This window comes from Pseudooceanicola nanhaiensis (genome assembly GCF_020171315.1).
Classification (GTDB): Bacteria; Pseudomonadota; Alphaproteobacteria; order Rhodobacterales; family Rhodobacteraceae; genus Pseudooceanicola; species Pseudooceanicola nanhaiensis_A.
Map to the genome: position 1 here is coordinate 91,564 of NZ_JAIUZP010000004.1, position 17,523 is coordinate 109,086.

General features: G+C 70.0%; 15 protein-coding genes. 9 read left to right on the forward strand and 6 right to left on the reverse strand.

Features of this window, described 5'->3' with window-relative positions:
• The 8 genes from LCM32_RS05440 to LCM32_RS05475 all read left to right on the forward strand — a co-directional run bounded on the left by LCM32_RS05440 (window position 1) and on the right by LCM32_RS05475 (window position 9,915).
• Window positions 1–1,059, forward strand: a complete 1,059-nt coding sequence (locus LCM32_RS05440) for a 2-hydroxyacid dehydrogenase (protein WP_224820051.1) — start codon at window positions 1–3, stop codon at window positions 1,057–1,059.
• A gap of 10 nt (window positions 1,060–1,069) precedes the next feature.
• Window positions 1,070–1,747: a class II aldolase/adducin family protein gene (locus LCM32_RS05445; RefSeq protein ID WP_224820052.1), complete on the forward strand. Its 678-nt coding sequence runs from the start codon at window positions 1,070–1,072 to the stop codon at window positions 1,745–1,747.
• 3 nt (window positions 1,748–1,750) lie between these two features.
• Entirely contained in the window at window positions 1,751–3,259 is a 1,509-nt protein-coding gene (locus tag LCM32_RS05450) for an FGGY family carbohydrate kinase (RefSeq protein ID WP_224820053.1), read from the forward strand.
• Window positions 3,256–4,809, forward strand: a complete 1,554-nt coding sequence (locus tag LCM32_RS05455; protein WP_224820054.1) for an acetolactate synthase large subunit — start codon at window positions 3,256–3,258, stop codon at window positions 4,807–4,809. Before LCM32_RS05450 ends, LCM32_RS05455 begins: the two co-directional genes overlap by 4 nt.
• Window positions 4,810–4,820: 11 nt before the next feature.
• Window positions 4,821–7,130: a molybdopterin-dependent oxidoreductase gene (locus tag LCM32_RS05460; RefSeq protein ID WP_224820055.1), complete on the forward strand. Its 2,310-nt coding sequence runs from the start codon at window positions 4,821–4,823 to the stop codon at window positions 7,128–7,130.
• Between the two features lie 12 nt (window positions 7,131–7,142).
• Complete coding sequence (locus LCM32_RS05465; RefSeq protein ID WP_224820056.1) at window positions 7,143–7,712, forward strand: peroxidase-related enzyme; 570 nt, start codon at window positions 7,143–7,145, stop codon at window positions 7,710–7,712.
• Window positions 7,713–7,715: 3 nt separating this feature from the next.
• The gene (locus tag LCM32_RS05470; protein ID WP_224820057.1) at window positions 7,716–8,111 is read left to right on the forward strand and encodes a rhodanese-like domain-containing protein; all 396 of its coding nucleotides are present in this window, start codon (window positions 7,716–7,718) and stop codon (window positions 8,109–8,111) included.
• 142 nt (window positions 8,112–8,253) lie between these two features.
• Window positions 8,254–9,915, forward strand: coding sequence for an acyl-CoA synthetase (locus LCM32_RS05475; RefSeq protein ID WP_224820058.1), 1,662 nt, complete (start codon window positions 8,254–8,256; stop codon window positions 9,913–9,915).
• Window positions 9,916–10,131: 216 nt separating this feature from the next.
• On the opposite strand, the gene LCM32_RS05480 is transcribed toward LCM32_RS05475, so the two are convergent.
• The 4 genes from LCM32_RS05480 to LCM32_RS05495 form a co-directional block, all read right to left on the reverse strand.
• Window positions 10,132–10,401, reverse strand: a complete 270-nt coding sequence (locus LCM32_RS05480) for a DksA/TraR family C4-type zinc finger protein (RefSeq protein WP_224820059.1) — start codon at window positions 10,399–10,401, stop codon at window positions 10,132–10,134.
• Window positions 10,402–10,486: 85 nt separating this feature from the next.
• Window positions 10,487–11,800 (reverse strand): amidase, encoded by a 1,314-nt coding sequence (locus LCM32_RS05485; protein ID WP_224820060.1) that lies wholly within the window; start codon window positions 11,798–11,800, stop codon window positions 10,487–10,489.
• 199 nt (window positions 11,801–11,999) lie between these two features.
• Window positions 12,000–12,995 carry an MDR family oxidoreductase gene (locus tag LCM32_RS05490; protein ID WP_224820061.1) on the reverse strand — a complete coding sequence of 332 codons (996 nt, stop codon included), beginning with the start codon at window positions 12,993–12,995 and terminating at the stop codon, window positions 12,000–12,002.
• A 38-nt stretch (window positions 12,996–13,033) separates the two neighbouring features.
• On the reverse strand, window positions 13,034–13,771 hold the full coding sequence (locus tag LCM32_RS05495) for a FadR/GntR family transcriptional regulator (RefSeq protein ID WP_224820062.1): 738 nt from the start codon (window positions 13,769–13,771) through the stop codon (window positions 13,034–13,036).
• 165 nt (window positions 13,772–13,936) lie between these two features.
• Here LCM32_RS05495 and LCM32_RS05500 point away from each other — a divergent pair, with 165 nt between their 5' ends.
• Window positions 13,937–15,331 (forward strand): FAD-binding oxidoreductase, encoded by a 1,395-nt coding sequence (locus tag LCM32_RS05500; protein WP_224820063.1) that lies wholly within the window; start codon window positions 13,937–13,939, stop codon window positions 15,329–15,331.
• Between the two features lie 177 nt (window positions 15,332–15,508).
• On the opposite strand, the gene LCM32_RS05505 is transcribed toward LCM32_RS05500, so the two are convergent.
• Window positions 15,509–16,504 carry a glycosyltransferase family 4 protein gene (locus LCM32_RS05505; protein WP_224820064.1) on the reverse strand — a complete coding sequence of 332 codons (996 nt, stop codon included), beginning with the start codon at window positions 16,502–16,504 and terminating at the stop codon, window positions 15,509–15,511.
• 22 nt (window positions 16,505–16,526) lie between these two features.
• The gene (locus tag LCM32_RS05510; protein WP_224820065.1) at window positions 16,527–17,519 is read right to left on the reverse strand and encodes a glycosyltransferase family 2 protein; all 993 of its coding nucleotides are present in this window, start codon (window positions 17,517–17,519) and stop codon (window positions 16,527–16,529) included.
• Window positions 17,520–17,523: the final 4 nt, after the last annotated feature.

The following is a 17,523-nucleotide window of genomic DNA, read 5'->3' on the forward strand; positions in this document are numbered from 1 at the left end:
ATGAGCACGCTTGAGACGAAACCCCTCACCATCGGCGTCATCGGCGACGGCTTCATGAAACCCGCCCGGTTTCAGGAGGCGCTGGAGGCGCGGCTGGGATCGCGTCCGGTGGACTATCGGCAGATGGAGGTCGACTGGCCCCTGAAGGCCAAGACCACCAAGTATGACCCCACCCTGCCGGTGGCGGAATTCCTCGGCCGGCCGGAGGAGTATTTCGGCTTCCTCGAGGGGCTCGACATCCTTGTGACCCACCTCGCGCCGATCACGGCGGAGAGCCTGAAACACGCCCCCGACCTCCGCCTCATCGCCGTGTCCCGCGGCGGGCCGGTGAACATCGAGATGGCGGCGGCGCGCGAGCGCGGCATCACCGTGATCAACACGCCCGGGCGCAATGCCTCGGCGGTGGCGGAATTCACCGTGGCCTCGCTACTGGCGGAGACGCGTAACCTGATCCGTGGCCACCTTGCCGTGCAGGCGGGCACCTTCAGCCGCGATTACTACCACTACGACAACGCAGGCCCCGAGCTGTGCGAGCTGACGGTGGGCATCGTGGGCTATGGCGACATCGGCACGCGGGTGGCCAAGCTGCTCCAGCCCTTCGGCTGTTCGATCCTGATCTACGACCCGTTCAAGCCGCTGACGGAGCAGGAGATCGCGGACGGTTACGAAAAGGCCGAACTGGACGAGCTGATGGCGCGTGCCGACGTGATCACCCTGCACCCCCGGGTGACGGAAGAGACCAAGGGCATGATCAGCCGCGAGCGGATCGCGATGATGAAACCCGGCGGCTACATCGTGAACACCACGCGCGGGCAGGTGCTAGATTACGACGCGCTCTACGATGCGCTCGTCTCGGGCCACCTGAAGGGGGCCGCGCTCGACACCTTCACGCCCGAGCCGCCGCCCGCCGACATGCCGCTGCTGCAACTGCCCAACGTGACGCTCTCGCCGCATATCGCGGGGGCCTCGCGCTACTCGGCCAAGAAGGCCGCCACCCTGATCGCGGAGGACGTGGCCCGGTTCCTGGCCGGCGACACCCCGCGCCATCTGTGCAAGTGAGGAGGGACAGATGACCGACGAGGAATACGCACTCCGCGAGGAGCTGATCAAGGCCTGCCAGGCGATGAACGGCCTTGGCATCAACAAGGGCACGTCCGGCAATATCTCGGTCCGGCACGGCGACGGCTTCCTGATCTCGCCCACCGGCATCCCCTATGACCAGCTGACGCCCGAACATGTGGTGGCGATGACCTGGGACGCGACCTTCGAGGGCGATGTGCTGCCGTCGAGCGAATGGCGCTTCCACCGCGACATCCTGCAGGCCCGCCCCGACCTGAACGCCGTGGTGCACACCCATTCGACCAAGGCGACCTCGGTCTCGATCCTGGGCCGCGACATTCCCGCGATCCACTATTCCATCGCCGCCGCCGGGGGCGACAGCATCCGCTGCGCACCCTACGAGATCTTCGGCTCGCAGGAGCTGGCGGATCAGGTGGTCAAGGCGCTGGAGGGCCGCCGCGCCTGCCTGATGGAACATCACGGCGTCATCGCGGCCCATGTCTCGATCGCGCGCGCGCTCTCCCTCGCCGTGACGGTGGAGGAACTGGCGACGCAGCTGCTGCTCCTGCTGCCGATGGGCGAGCCGCCTGCCCTCTCCGAGGCGCAGATCGCCGAGGTGCTGGTGAAGTTCAAGACCTACGGCCAGCAGAGCCCCGGCACGCTGGAAGGGCTGCGCAAGGCGTCCTGATCCATGACCCGCTTCCTGATCTGTCTCGACAGCGGCACCACGGCGGTCAAGGCTGCGGCCTTCGACCTCGCGGGGCATCTGCTGGCCTCGGCCGAACGGCCGAACACCGCGCTGCGCCGTGAGGGCGCACGGGTCGAGCAGGACATGGAGGCAAGCCGCGACCTCGCCATGGCGGTGCTGCGCGACGTGGCTGCGCAGGCGCAGGGCCGGCCCGAGGGGCTGATCCTCACCGGTCAGGGCGACGGGCTCTGGCCCGTGGATGCCGAGGGCCGCCCGGTCGGTCCTGCCTTCACATGGCTTGACGGGCGGGCGCGCGCGCTCGCCGCCGCCATGGCGCCCGCGCTCGACGCGATCGAGGCTGTCACCGGCGCCCGCCCCACCGCCGCCGCGCAATCGCTGCAACTGCTCTGGCTGCAACAGAATGCGCCCGAACGCTTTGCCCGCATCACCCATGCCCTGCGGCTGAAGGACTGGCTCTTCTACACGCTCACCGGCACATTGCTGGCAGAGCCCACCGCCGCCCTGCCCGTCTGGGGCAGCTGGCGCAGCGGTGAGACCTCCCGCCTTGTGCAGGAGGCCCTCGGCCTGACCCGCGGGGTCGAGCTGCAACCCGCCTTCGCCCCCGTGGGCGAGGCCCGCGCCGCGCTCTCACCCACTGCGGCCGCGATGACCGGCCTGCCCGCCGGGCTGCCGGTGCTGCTGGGGCCGGGCGACGTGCAGTCCACGCTGATCGGCCTCGGCCTTGGCACACGGCCCGAAGTCACCCGCGCCTCGGTCTTCGGGACCAGCGCGATCCACGCCTGCCTGCTCGACGATCCCGACACGATGCCCGAGGCACCGCGCGGGGCGATGGTGCAGAAATACGTGCTCGGCGAGGGCTACCTCTGCTTCCACCCCTGTTTCAACGGGGCGACGGTGCTGGCCCATCTGGGCGGCGTCTTCCGCGATCCCGTCACGCCACATGAGCCCGCCTATTCCCCGCTGATCCTGCATCCCTTCCTCGAACCGGGGGGCGAACGCGCGCCCTGGACCGATCCGCAGGCCTCCGGCGCGCTCTTCGGCCTGACCGCCGCCACCACGCCCGCACAGGTCGCCTGGGCCGGGCGCGAGGCGCTCGCCTTCGTGGCCTGCACGTCGCACGCGATGATGGGCGCCCCCGGCGGGGCGCTCTCTCTCGGCGGCGGGCTGGCGCGGGATGCAGCGTTCGCCCGCTTCCTCGCCACCTGCACCGGGGTGCCGGTGCTGCGCTCGCCCACCGCCCATGCCGGGCCGCGCGGCCTTGCGGCCATCGCCGCGACCCACCTGCTGGGCGCCGGTCCGCAGGACATCGCCCTGCACTGGATCGGCCCGGCGGAAGAACGGCTGATGCCGGACAGCGGCCCCGTGGCGGACTACGCACAGGGCAAATACGCCGCCTTCCGGCAGCTCATCGACACCACCCGGCCCCATTGGGCCGCGCTTTCAGATCTCGCGGCCAAGGCCGCCCCCCTGCACGACAAGGAATACGCATGACCATCGGCGCCGACCTGCTTTGCGAAACCCTGCTGGCCAACGGGATCGACACCTGTTTCGCCAACCCCGGTACCTCCGAGATGCACTTCGTGGCCGCCCTCGACCGGCAGCCCCGGATGCGCTGCGTGCTGGGCCTCTTCGAGGGCGTGGTGACCGGCGCCGCCGACGGCTATGCCCGCATGGCCGAGAAGCCCGCCGCCACGCTGCTGCACCTCGGGCCGGGCCTCGCCAACGGGCTGGCCAACGTCCACAACGCCAAGCGCGCGAACACGCCGATGGTGAACGTGGTGGGCGATCACGCGACCTATCACCTTGCCCTCGACGCGCCGCTGACCTCGGACATCGACAGCCTCGCCGCGCCGATGTCGCACTGGGTCGGACGGGCGGACAGCCCCGACACGGTCGTGGACCGCACCGAGGAGGCCATCGCCGAGGCGATGACCGCGCCGGGCCGGATCGCCACGCTGATCCTGCATGCCGATGCCTCCTGGGGTGCCGCGCAGCAGGCGGTGCCCGCCGCCCTGATCCCGCCCGCGCCGCTGCCCCCCGAGGCCGCGCAGATCCGCGCGGCCGCACAGGCCCTGCGCAACGGCAAGAGCACGACGATCATCATCTCCGGCAAGGCCCTGCGCGCGGAGCAGCAGGCGGTGCTGGACCGGATCGCCCGCAAGACCGGCGCGCGGCTGATCGCGCAGCAGTCGAACGGGCGGATGGAACGGGGTGCGGGCCGCCCGCTGCTCGACCGGGTGCCCTACAAGATCGAACTGGCGCTCAAGACCTTTGCCGAGACGGAACAGGTGATCCTGATCTCGGCCAAGTCGCCCGTCGGCTTCTTTGCCTATCCCGGCCAGCCCGGCGACATGCTGCCCGAGGGCTGCACCGTCATCGACATGGCCACCGGCGCCCATGACGTGCCCGCCGCCATCGCGGCACTGGCCGACGAGGTGGGCCTTGCGGATGCGCCCGCGGCACAGTTGGCCGCGCGTGGGGCGCCCGACATGCCCACCGGCGCGCTGACCCCCGATGTCATCGCCATCGCCCTGGCCCGCCACATGCCCGACCACGCGATCATCTGCGATGAAAGCGTCTCTTCCGGGCGGGACTTCTTCCGCACCACCTATGGCGCGGCACCGCATGACTTTCTGCAACTGACCGGCGGAGCCATCGGCCTTGGCCTGCCGATGGCCACCGGCGCCGCCGTCGCCTGCCCCGACCGCAAGGTGATCTCGCTGCAGGCGGATGGCTCGGGCATGTACACGGTGCAGGCGCTCTGGACGCAGGCACGCGAGCGGCTGGACGTGGTGACCATCGTCTTTGCCAACCGGCGCTACAACATCCTGCATGGTGAATTGAAAGGCGTCGGTGCCGGGGACCCCGGTGAAAATGCACGCAAGATGTTGGATTTGGATGACCCCGCGCTCAACTGGGTGCAAATGGCAAACGGAATGGGGGTCGAAGCGGCCCGCGCCGACACTGCAGAGGGCTTTGCCGACCTGCTGTCCGCCGCCCTGTCCCGCCCCGGCCCCTTCCTGATCGAAGCCATGATCTGAGGGATCGACATATGACCACCACCCGACGCATTCCGCATTGCAGCCACTGGGGCGCCTATACCCTGCTGGTGGAGGGCGACCAGATCACCGGGGTCGAGCCCTTCGCCGCCGATCCCGCGCCCTCGCCGATCATCCATTCCGTGCCGGAATGGGCGAAGGAAGAGCGTCGGGTGCTGCGTCCCATGGTGCGCGAGGGCTGGCTGGAGAAGCGTCTGGACAGCAACCGCCGCGGGCGCGGGTCGGAAAAGATGATCCCGGTCAGCTGGGACATCGCCCTGTCGCTGGTGGCGGATGAAATCACCCGCGTGTCTCGGGATCATGGCAATGCCTCGATCTTCGCGGGCTCCTACGGCTGGACCAGCTGCGGGCGCTTCCACCATGCCTCGACCCTGCTCAAGCGGGTGCTGAACCTCGTGGGCGGCTACACCGGCCACCGCGACACCTATTCCATCGCCGCAGGGCCGGTGATCCTGCGCCACACGCTGGGCGACGATCAGGCCTGCGGCGGCGGGGCCAACACGCTGGATTCCATCGCCGAAAACACCGAGACCCTGCTGGTCTTCGGCGCGCTTTCGCCCCGCACCGCGCAGAGTGAGGCGGGCGGCATCGGCACCCACCAGCTGGAGACATTCCTCGCCCGGATGCAGGAGCGCGGCGTCAAGGTGACCCTCGTCTCGCCGCTGAAGGACGACCTGCCCGAGTGGATGGAGGCCGAGTGGTGGCCGATCCGCCCGAACACCGATGCGGCGCTTATGCTGGGCATGGCCGGCGAGATCGTGAAGACCGGCCGCGCCGATACCGATTTCCTCGACCGCTACACCAGCGGGTCGGAGGAGCTGCTGGCCTATCTCGACGGCCGCGCCGACGGCGTGGTGAAGGATGCCGACTGGGCCGCACGCATCACCGGGCTGAAGGCCCCGGCGATCCGCGCGCAAGTTGAGGCGATGCTGACCTCCCGTTCGATGATCACCGTCAGCTGGGCGCTGCAACGGGCGCACCACGGCGAACAGCCGTTCTGGGCCGCCCTCGCGCTTGCCTGCGTCATCGGCCAGCTGGGCCTGCCCGGCGGCGGCGTGGGCTATGGCTACGGCTCTCTCGGCGGTGTCGGCTCTCCCATCGCGCGTGGCAAGTCGCCCGCGATGAGCAAGGGCCGCGACGTGATCGACAGCTTCATCCCCGTGGCGCGGATCACCGACCTGCTGCTGAACCCGGGGGCGGAATTCACCTACGAAGGCGAGACCCGCACCTACCCCGACACCCGCCTCGTCTACTGGGCGGGCGGCAACCCGTTCCACCATCACCAGGACCTCAACCGCCTGGCCGAGGCCTGGACCCGGCCCGAGACGATCATCGTGCAGGAGCCGATGATGACCCCCACCGCGCGGCGCGCCGACATCCTGCTGCCGGCCTCCACCTCGCTGGAGCGCAACGACATCGCGGGGGCGCGGCGGTCGGACTACGTGCTGGCCATGGGTCAGGCGATCCCGCCCGTGGGCGAGGCCCTGTCGGACTACGAGATCTTCTCGCGCCTTGCCGCCCTGCTGGGGGTCGAGGAGGCCTTTACCGAGGGCCGGGACGAGATGGGCTGGATCCGCCACCTCTATGACCAGACCCGGGCCGACGCGGCAGAGCGGCTGGGGTTCGAGATGCCCGATTTCGACAGCTTCTGGGCTGAGGGCCACACCCCCGCCCCGGTCGAGCGGCATCACACCTACCTCAAGGCATTCCGCGCCGATCCCGAAGCCGCACCGCTGGCGACCGAAAGCGGCAAGATCGTCCTCGGCAGCCGCAAGCTCGCCGCGCTCGATTACGACGACTGCTGGTCCCATGCCGCATGGATCGAGCCGGTCGAATGGCTGGGCAATGACACCAGCGGCGAGGCGCTGCACCTGATCTCGCACCAGCCCAAGGGGCGGCTGCATTCGCAGCTGGAGACCGGGGCGGCGAGCCTTGCCGAGAAACGCCATGGCCGCGAACAGCTGCGCCTGCACCCCGAGGATGCGGCGGCGCGCGGCATCAGCGACGGCCAGACCGTGCGGGTCTGGAACGACCGGGGCGAGTGCCTCGCCACCGCCACGCTGACGACCGATCAGCGCGCGGGCGTGGCCGTCCTGCCCACCGGCGCGTGGTTCACCCCGCAGGCGCAGGGGCCGGAGCTGGCGGGCAATGCCAACGTGCTGACCGTCGATGTCGGCTCTTCCAAGTTCGGACAGGGCTGTTCGGCCCATACCTGCCTGATCCGCGTGGCGCCCTACCAGGGCCCCGCCGGTGACGCGATCGAGACCTACCAGGCGGAGCTTCTGGCTGCTGCCGAAACCTGAGAAAGGACCAAGATGACCGAGACCCCGATCAGCCGCTTCCCGGTGCCGGAGATCGCCGACCTGCCGGAGGACATCCGCGAGAAAGTCCTCGCCGTGCAGGAGAAATCCGGCTTCGTGCCCAATGTCTTCCTGACGCTGGCACACCGCCCCGACGAATGCCGGGCCTTCTTTGCCTATCACGATGCGCTGATGGACAAGAAGGAGGGTCTCACCAAGGCCGAGCGCGAGATGATCGTGGTCGCCACCTCGAACCTGAACCAGTGCCAGTATTGCGTCGTAGCCCACGGCGCGATCCTGCGCATCCGCGCCAAGGATCCGCTGATCGCCGACCAGGTGGCGATCAACTACCGCAAGGCGGCGATCACCGACCGCCAGAAGGCCATGATCGACTTTGCCATGAAGGTCTGTGAACGGGCCTACGAGGTGGGGGACGAGGATATCGCCACGCTGCACGGCCACGGGTTCACGGATGAGGATATCTGGGACATCGGGGCGATCACCGCCTTCTTCGGCATGTCGAACCGGCTGGCGAACCTGACCAGCATGAAACCGAACCCCGAATTCTACAGCATGGGACGTTGAACGATGGCAAAAGGCTATAAGCAGATGCTCGACGAGGCCGACGCGATGGTGACCTCGGTCACCGCGGAGGAGATGGCAGGCAAGCTGGAGGACGCGGGCATCGTGCTGGTCGACATCCGCGATCCGCGCGAGCTGGAGCGGGACGGCATGATCCCGGGCGCAAAACACGCGCCCCGTGGTATGCTGGAGTTCTGGATCGACCCGGAAAGCCCCTACCACAAGGAGTGGTTCGCGGAGGGCAAGACCTATGTCTTCTACTGCGCCTCCGGCTGGCGGTCGCTGCTGGCGGCCCGGGTCGGGCAGGAGATGGGGCTGGACGCGCAGAGCCTGCGCGGCGGCTTCGGTGGCTGGAAGAAGGACGGCCACCCCACCGCCGAGAAGGAAAAGCGCAGCGCCTGAGGGGCCTGCGGCCGGTGGCGCGGCTGGCAGAGCCGCCCCGCGCCCCGGCGCTGAACGACGATTACGCCCCCGCCGCCCGTGCGGGGGTCGGCATGTGGCCCCCGGGCCATGAGGAGGCCGGGCCCGCCCGGTGGAGGAACCGATGACCAAATACGACGAGGGGCTCGCCCCCTGCCCGGCCAACCATCAGCCGATGACGCCGATCTCCTATCTTGAGCGGGCGGCTCTGACCTATCCCGACCACCTCGCCGTGGTCCATGGCGGCCAGCGGACCTCCTACGCGCAGCTCTGGGAGAACTGCCGCCGCCTCGCCTCGGCGCTGGTGCAGCAGGGGATCGGGCGCGGCGATACGGTCTCGGTCCTGCTCTCCAACACGCCGCCCATGGTGGAGGCGCATTACGGCGTCGCCATGGCCGAGGGCGCGGTGCTGCATTCGCTGAACTACCGGCTCGACGCGCCCGCCATCGCCTTCCAGCTGGAACACGCCGAGGCCAAGGTGCTAATCGTGGACCGGGAGTTTTCGGCCCTTGCCGCCGAGGCGGTCGCGGGCCTCGCCAATCCGCCGCTGATCATCGACTACGACGATCCCGAATATCCCGAGGATGCCCCCTATCCCAAGGGCCCGGCCATCGGGACGTGGGACTATGCCGAGTTCCTCGCCTCGGGCGATCCCGCCTATGTCGCCCCGCCGCCCGAGGATGAATGGGAGGCGATCTCGCTCAACTACACCTCGGGCACCACGGGCAACCCCAAGGGCGTCGTTCTGCACCACCGGGGTGCGGCGCTGATGGCGCTGAACAAGGTGATCCACGGCGAGATGGGCAAGCATCCGGTCTACCTCTGGACGCTGCCGCTCTTCCACTGCAACGGCTGGAGCTTCTCCTGGACCGTGGCGGTGCAGGCGGGCACCCATGTCTGCCTCCGCTGGGTGCGGGCCAAGCCGATCTACGACCTGATCGCCGAACATGGCGTGACCCACCTCTGCGGCGCGCCCATCGTCATGTCGACGCTGCTCAACGCTGATGACGCCGACAAGCGCAGCTTCCCGCAGGAGGCGATCTTCATCACCGCCGCCGCCCCCCCGCCCGAGGCGGTGCTGGCCGCCATGAAGGACGCGGGCTTCCGGGTGCTGCACCTCTACGGCCTGACCGAGACCTACGGCCCCGCCGTGGTGAACGAATGGAACCGCGACTGGGATGCCCTGCCCCTGCCCGACCAGGCCGCCCACAAGGCCCGTCAGGGCGTACGCTACCTGTCGCTCTCCGAAGCCGCCGTGCTGGACCCCGAGACGATGCAGCCCGTCCCCGCCGACGGCGAGACGCTGGGCGAGGTCATGCTGCGCGGCAACGTGATCATGAAGGGCTACCTCAAGAACGCCAAGGCGACCGAGGAGGCCTTTGCCAGGGGCTGGTTCCACACCGGCGACCTCGGCGTGATGCATGCGGACGGCTACATCCAGCTGAAGGACCGGTCCAAGGACATCATCATCTCGGGCGGTGAGAACATCTCCTCCATCGAGGTGGAGGAGGCGCTTTTCCGGCATCCCGACGTGTCACTCTGTGCCGTGGTGGCGATGCCGGACGAGAAGTGGGGCGAACGGCCCGCGGCCTTCGTGGAGCTGCGCCCGGGGCGCGTGCTGAGCGAGGCCGAGCTGATCGCCCATTGCCGCGGGTCGCTGGCGCATTTCAAATGCCCCGCGCGGGTGGTCTTCGACGAGCTACCCAAGACCTCGACCGGCAAGATCCAGAAGTTCGTGCTGCGCGAACGGGCCAAGGCCATGGCCGCGGGCGTGGCGGCGGAGTGACGGGTGCGGCGGCCGGCCTCCGGCCGCCTCTGCCCCGCGCGGGCGCTCACCGTCTGGTGCGCGCGTGAGGCCCTGCCCGTTTTCTTCGAAGAAAACGGACCGGAAAATTCGAATTTTCCGGGTCATGCCGGAGAGGCTGCATGCCGTCCTTGCGGATGAAGTGCCCTGAGCGGGCACCGAGCCCCCGCGCCGGGCCCAAGCCCGGCCCCGCCCGCGTCACTTCAACTGGCTGTCCTTCGATCCGCGCCGGTTGATCCCGCCGCGCTGGACCATGCGGCCGTCGCGCTCGTTCTGGCAGTCGATGCAGAGCTTCACCCCCGGGATCGCCACACGGCGTTTCTCGGGGATCTCCTCCTCGCATTCGGCGCAATGGGTCAGGCTCTCGCCCATGGGGCCGCGGCGGGATTGCATCCGCTTCAGCTCGTCGCTGATCGAGGCTTCGATCTGTTCGCTCACCGCGCCGTCGCGCGCCCATCCACCGGCCATGGCATCCTCCTGTCCAGGGCCTCAAGATAGGCACGCGCCGGGCCGAGGTCAAAGCGGCGCAGCGACACCTGCGCGCCCGAAGGCGTCAGAAGGCCGCCAGAACCCCGCCCGCCACGGCAAAGAGCGCGGCATCACCATCGCGGCGGCCCACCAGTTGCAGCCCCAGCGGCAGGCCCGCGTCCGCCAGCAGCGGCAGGCTCAGCGCCGGGGCGCCAAGCAGCGAGGCAGGCACGTTCATGGAGGGATCGCCGGTCCAGCCCAGACCGACGGGCGCCGCCCCCGTGGCCCCCAGCGTGATCAGCGCGTCATAGCCCTGCATCAGCACGTCATGCTCGGCCCGGATCGCGGCGCGTTGCGCGATGTCGGCGGCATAGGTCTGCTGGCAGGCGGGCGCGGTGAACTGGACCCGCTCCAGCACGGTGGGGCTCATCTCTGCCTCGTGGCGGCTGGCGTGATCCGCGGCGGGCCATGCGCCTTCGCGCGAGTTGATGCGCTTGCTCAGCGGCAGGGCCACCGCGACGCTGTCGCGGAAGGCGCTCAGGGCCGCGTCCTCCTGCACCACCTCCCAGCCGGCGGCGGTCAGGCGCTCCAGTGCCGCCTCGAACGCGGCGCGGGCCTCGGGGCCGACCTTGTCCCAGCCCTCGGGCTTCAGCACGCCGAGCCGCCCCTTGGGCGCGGCCTCGGGCAGCGCCTCGGGGCCGGTCACGCCGACATAGCCCGGATCGCCGCCCGCGCGGGAGGAGATCGCCCGCGCCGTCAGCCAGCACTGATCCAGCGTGGTGCCGAAGACGCCCATGCAGCTCTGGCTGAAGTGGTCATAGGTGCCCTGCCGGTTCAGCCCGCCGACCGAGGGCTTGTAGCCGATGATCCCGCAGTAGCTGGCCGGCCGCAGGGTCGAGCCCACCACCTGCGAGCCAAGCGCCACCTCGGCAAAGCCCGCGGCCACCGCCGCGGCCGACCCGGAGGAGGAACCGCCGGGCGTGCGCGTCACGTCATGGGGGTTCACCGTCTGGTGGAAGGGTTCGGTGGCGGCGAATTCGGTGGTCGTGACCTTGCCGAGGATCACCGCCCCCGCCATCCGCAGCGCCATGACCGCCGCCGCGTCGCGCCCGGTCTCGCGGCCGTGGTAGAAGCGCGTGCCCTCATCCGTGGGCATGTCGGCGGTCTCGATGATGTCCTTGAGCACGACGATCAGCCCGTCCACCGGCGACAGCGGCGTGCCCGCCTGCCAGCGGCGCGTGGCGGCCTCGGCGGCGGCGCGGGCGCTGTCGCGGGCGATGGCGGTGAAGGCCTGCACCCGGCCCTCGTCGGCATCGATGGCGGCGAAACAGGCCTCCAGCCGGTCCAGCGGGGACACCGCGGTGAGGGGAAGCGCGGAAGGCAGGGCGGCGGAAGTCATCGGAGGGTCCTTTCGGTCGTGGTGCGCGGGGGGTGTAGGTCGCCATATGTCAGCCCGGGCCCCCGCCCGATTTCTTCGCCATCCCCCCGCGCCCCGCAAGAGGGGCCGCGCGAAAGCGGCAGGCCCGCCCCCTGCGGGACGGGCCTTGTCTTGTACTGCGTACAATTATGAGGCAGTTCGCCCGCCCGTATGGCAGCGCTTACGTGGTGACGTCCACCACCACCCGGCCGCGGATCTTGCCCGCGACGATGTCGGCGGCCAGCTGCGGCAGGTTCGACATCGGCTCCACATGGGCGATCTCGGCCAGCTTGGCAGTGTCGAGGTACTCTGCCAGCAGCGCCCAGGCCCGGTCCCGCTTGGCCTGCGGGGCCATCACGCTGTCGATCCCCAAAAGCGCCACGCCGCGCAGGATGTGCGGCGCGACCGACCCCGGCAGGTCCATGCCGCCTGCGAGGCCACAGGCCGCCACGGCCCCGCCATAGCAGGTCTGCGCCAGCACGTTCGCCAGCGTGGTGGAGCCGACGGAATCCACCGCCCCCGCCCAGCGTTCCTTCTGCAGCACCCCGCCCGGTTCGGCCAACTCGGCGCGGGCGACAAAGCCGCTGGCACCAAGGCCTGCGAGGTAATCATGGGTCTCGGGCCGCCCGGTGGCCGCCGTGACGGTATAGCCCTTGGCCGAGAGCAGGCTGATCGCGGTGGAGCCGACGCCGCCGGCCGCCCCGGTCACCAGCACCTCGCCGCCGCCGGGCTGGATCGCGCCCCAGTGCTCCAGCGCATCGACGCAGAGCGCGGCGGTATAGCCCGCGGTGCCGATCGCCATAGCCTGTTCCATGCTGAAGGCCTCGGGCAGACGGGTCAGCCATTCGGGCTTGAGCCGCTGGTAACGGCTGTAGCCGCCCCATTCCGTCTCGGACAGGCCCCAGCCGTTCACCACGACCTTGTCGCCCGCCTTCCACGCCGGAGAGGCGCTTTCCACCACGGTCCCGGCAAGGTCGATCCCCGCCACCATGGGGCGGCGGCGCGCGATGCGGCCCTTGCCGCTGACCGCGAGCCCGTCCTTGTAGTTGACGGTGGAATAGGCGATCTCGACCAGCACCTCGTGCTCGGGCAGATCGGCCAGCGTGATGTCGGAAAAGCCCGCCTTGGGCTTGCCCTCGACATCGGTGATCATCATGGCGCGAAAGGTTTCGCTCATTTCCGTTCTCCTCCCGGAATAGATCTCTTGGTGGTGTGTCAGCCGGTACGCCCGGCGGCGCGCCGGTCGAGCGTGGCATTCAGCAGGCCGCGCATCCCCTCGAGGTGACGGCCCATCAGTTCTGCGGCGCGGGCGCCCTCGCCCGCCGCGATCGCCTCGGTGATCTGCTCGTGCAGGTCGACGGACCGCCGACGCTCGTGCTCGCGGTAGATCAGCATGTTGGTCACGGGGATGAAGCTTTCGATCACCGCGTACATCATCAGCTTGAGCGGCTGGTTGTGCGTCGCCTGCACCAGCGCCCGGTGGAACCGCACGTCGGAGGCGCAGAAGTCCTCGTCGCGCAGGCTCTCGTCCCGTTGCAGGGCAACCTCGGCCCGCAGCGCGGCGAGGTCCGCCTCGGTCCGGGCGGTGGCGGCAAGGCGGCAGCAGACGGCCTCGGTCTCGGCCCGGGCGGTCAGCATCTCCTCCACGTCGATATCGCCGGTGCCCACCAGCAGCGTGGCCGCATCGGCAATCGCCTCCCCCAGCCCCTGCGGATCGGGGCGCGAGACGAAGGTGCCCCCGGCGGGGCCCCGGCGCGAGCGGATCAGGTTCTGGGCGGCGAGGATCTTGAGCGCCTCGCGGATCGTGGGCCGGGACACGCCGAAATGCTTGGCAAGATCCTCCTCGTTCGGCAGCCGGTCATCGACCTTGAGCTGACCGTCGAGGATCGCCGCGCGCAACTGGTCTGCCACCTGCCGCGACAGCCCGTCCCGGACGATCTCTCCGGTCTGCAAGCCCGTCTGCAATCCTGTCTGTAGCCCACTGCCGAGCGCCATGGCGGTCCCCCTCTCAAGCGACTCGGAGGCTAGCACCGCGCGCAAAAGATTAAAAGGTTTGACAAATAGGTTAATTCTGCGACCGTCGTCCCGTTGCCCATCACAGGTCCTGGGGAGGAGCGGATGACAGAGGTACTGAGCGGGGTCGAGGAGGCCCTGATCGAAAGGCTGGGCGCGGTGCTGCCGCCGCAGGCCCTGCTGACCGGAGACAGGATCGACCCGCGCTATCAGGAGGACCGGCGCGATCGCTTCTCGGCCCGGCCCCGCTTCGTGCTGCGGCCTGCCACGACGCAGGAGGTGTCGGACGCGCTGCGGCTCTGCGATGCGGCCGGACAGCGCGTGGTGGTCCATGGCGGGCGCACCGGCCTGTCGGGGGCGCATCGGATCGTCGAGGGCGAAGCCGTCCTCTCGCTGGAGCGCATGACCGCCGTCGGCCCCGTCTCGACCGAAGGCGCCACCCTGCTGGCCGAGGCCGGTGCCCCCCTTCAAGCCGTGCAGGAGGCCGCAAGCGCGGCCGGGTTCACCTTCGGCGTGGACATCGGCGCGCGCGGCACCGCCACCATCGGCGGCAATATCGCCACCAACGCGGGCGGCATCCGGGTGCTGCGCTACGGCATGTTCCGGGCACAGGTGGCCGGGCTGGAGGCGGTGCTGGCCGATGGCACGATCCTGTCGGGCCTGCGCGGGCTGGAGAAGGACAACAGCGGCTGCGACCTGAACCAGCTCTTCATCGGCAGCGAGGGCACCATGGGCGTGGTGACCAAGGCCCTGCTGCGCCTGCACCCGGCCCCGGCGGATGCGATGAACGCCCTCCTCGCCGTGCCCTCGCTGGAGGCGGCGCTGAGCCTTCTGCAACGGCTGCGCGCCGCCCTCGGCCCCCGGCTGACCGCCTGCGAGGTGATGTGGCCCGGCGCCTATTTCGGCATCTGCCGCCATCAGGGCCGCACCCCGCCACTGGCGACCGAGGCACCCTTCTACCTGCTGGCCGAGAGCCAGTCCCCAACGCCCGGCGGCGCGGCGGAGGGTTTCCTCGACACGCTGATGGAGGGGATCGAGGACGGGCTGGCGCTGGATGCCGTCGTCTCGCAATCGCTCAAGGAATACGAGACGCTGTGGGAGATCCGCGACGGCGGGGCGGAGTTCGTGCGCCACCTCGACAAGACCGCGAGCGGCGACATCTCGGTCCCGCTGACGCGGATGGCCGACTTTGCCGTGGCCAGCCAAAAGGCGGTGCGGGAGGTCGATCCGGGGGCGGACTTCTACATGTTCGGCCACATCGGCGACGGCAACCTGCACTACGTTTTCACCACCACGCGGAAGGAGGCGGCGCTGGACCGGCTCTATCACGTGGTGGCGGATCATGGCGGCGCGATCTCGGCCGAACACGGGATCGGCGTGGACAAGAAGCCGTGGCTCCCCCTCGCCCGCAGCCCGGGCGAGATCGCGGTGATGCGGCGGCTGAAGCGCGCGCTGGACCCGAACGGCATCCTGAACCGGGGGCGGATCTTCGATCTCTGAGGGGGGGGGCGCGGAGCGCTGCGCCGCGCCTGTCCACCGCCGCCCTGTCCCGATGCGGGGCCTGCGCAGCACCGCATCCGTCCCCTAAAACGCCCGCCCCTGTCTCGGGGTCGGCCGGGCCATGTCCCGGCCCCGACGGACGTCGCGCCCGAACATGACGCTAGGACCTGCCCGCCCTCAGGCGGTCTGCGCCAGCCGCTCGCCCGCGCTCATCAGCTCCTCCACCAGCCGCGCCCAGCCGTCACGGGTGGGCTGCGCCGTGGCAAGGTTGCGGTCGATCTCGGGGCGCTCTGCCTCCGTCAGCCGGGCGATTGCTTCGGTCCAGGCCTCCTCGCTCAGCTCCGTCACGGGGATATTGCCGCGTGCCGCCTGCTCCTTCAGCCCGTCCACGCGGGACATCAGCACGGGACGCCCGGCGGCATTGGCCTCCAGCGCGACGAGGCCATAGGGCTCCCACCGCGAGGGCATGGCGATGGCGTCGCAGGCGGCATAGGCCTCCTCGGGGCGCGCGGTGAAACCGGGGAAGAGGATGCGCGGATCACCCGCGGCAAGCGCCTCCAGCTCCGCCCGCGCCGCGCCCTCGCCGAAGAGCGCCAGCCGCAGGAAGGGATCGGGCAGCGACCGGAAGGCGCGGATCAGCACGTCGAAGCCCTTCTGGGTCTCGAACCGTCCCACGGCGCCCAGCACCCGCACCGGGCCCAGCGGGGCCTCCAGCGCGGCACAGGGGGCAAGCTCGACACAGGGCGGGATCACGTCGAGCGCCTGCGCCCGCACCAGCCCGCGCCACTCCAGCCACCCGGCCTGCGCCGCGCTCACCGCCACGACCCGGTCGAAGAGCGCATAGGCGCAGCGCAGCAGGTGGTGGAAGCGGGTGCGATAGGTGACATTGGCGGCGGTGAAGCCCTCGGAATAGCTGTGCTCCACATGGACCAGCGGCAGGCCGGAGTGACGCGCCCGCAGCGCCATCAGCCCCGGCAGCCCGCGCCACGTGATCGCCAGATGCGAGACGATCATGTCGGCGTCGATCCCGGCGCGCGCAGGCGCATGGCGCGGCACGACACAGACCTGATGGTCGGCGATGCGGGCCATCTGCGGGTCCTGCCGGAGGAAATCGAGGTAGCGGGTCACGCCGCCTGCGGTGGTGTCATCGACGAGATGGGCAATACGGATCATGGCATGTCCTCCAAGGGGCAGATCAGGTGGCGCGGCGGCCCGTGGCGCGGGCCAGACGGGCGATGGCGGCGGGGCCGAGGGCAGCAAGCACCCCGGCGGCCAGCGTGGTGGTGGCGGTCTTCACCGGCTCGCGCAGCAGGGCGCGCGGGTCGGCGGCCCATGCGGCCCGGGTGCGGCGCAGCGCCTCGGCCCCGTCGCCGGAGCTGATCGCCCGCCGGGCGAGGTAGCGGTGCTGGAAGGCCCGCGCGGCGGGGGCATGGGCAGCCACGAAACCCGGCGCGAGGCGCGACAGCTTGGCCACCACGGCTTCCCACGTCTGGTACTGCCGCGCGATCCCGGCGGAGAGCCCGCCCGACACCACCCGGTAGCGGGTCAGCAGGCCCGGCACGCCCTCCACCTCCCAGTCGGTGGTCAGCATCAGGCGCATCCAGCACTCGATATCCTCGGACTGGCGGAAGCGTTCGTCGAACCACCAGTCACGGCTCTCCTCGTAGGACGGGCGGAAGGCGATGGCATCGAGCGCCGCGCGCCGCATTACGGCAGCAGAGCCGTTGCCGACCGGGTTGCGCTGGAACACATGGGCCGCCGTCACGCCGCGCAGGCGCGGGCGCTGCGCAAGGCCCATGGGGCGGCTGGCGGCGTCGATCAGTTCGGAGCCGGAGTAGCTGAGGCCGACCTGCGGATTGGCCTCCAGATGCGCCACATGGGCCGCCAGCTTGGTCGAGCGCCAGAGGTCATCGCTGTCGCAGAAGCCGATATAGGACCCGCGCGCGGCATTGATCCCGGTGTTGCGCGCCCCGGCAAGGCCCCGGTTGGGCTGCTGGATCACCCGGATACGGGGATCGCCCATGGCGCGGACCACGGCCAGCGTCCGGTCGTGGGAACCGTCGTCGACCACCACGATCTCGAACTCCGTGAAGGTCTGCGCCAGCAGGCTCTGGAGCGTCTCACCGATGGTTTCGGCGACGTTGTAGGCGGGGACCACGATGGTCGCCTTTGGGGTGCGTTTGGACATCGGA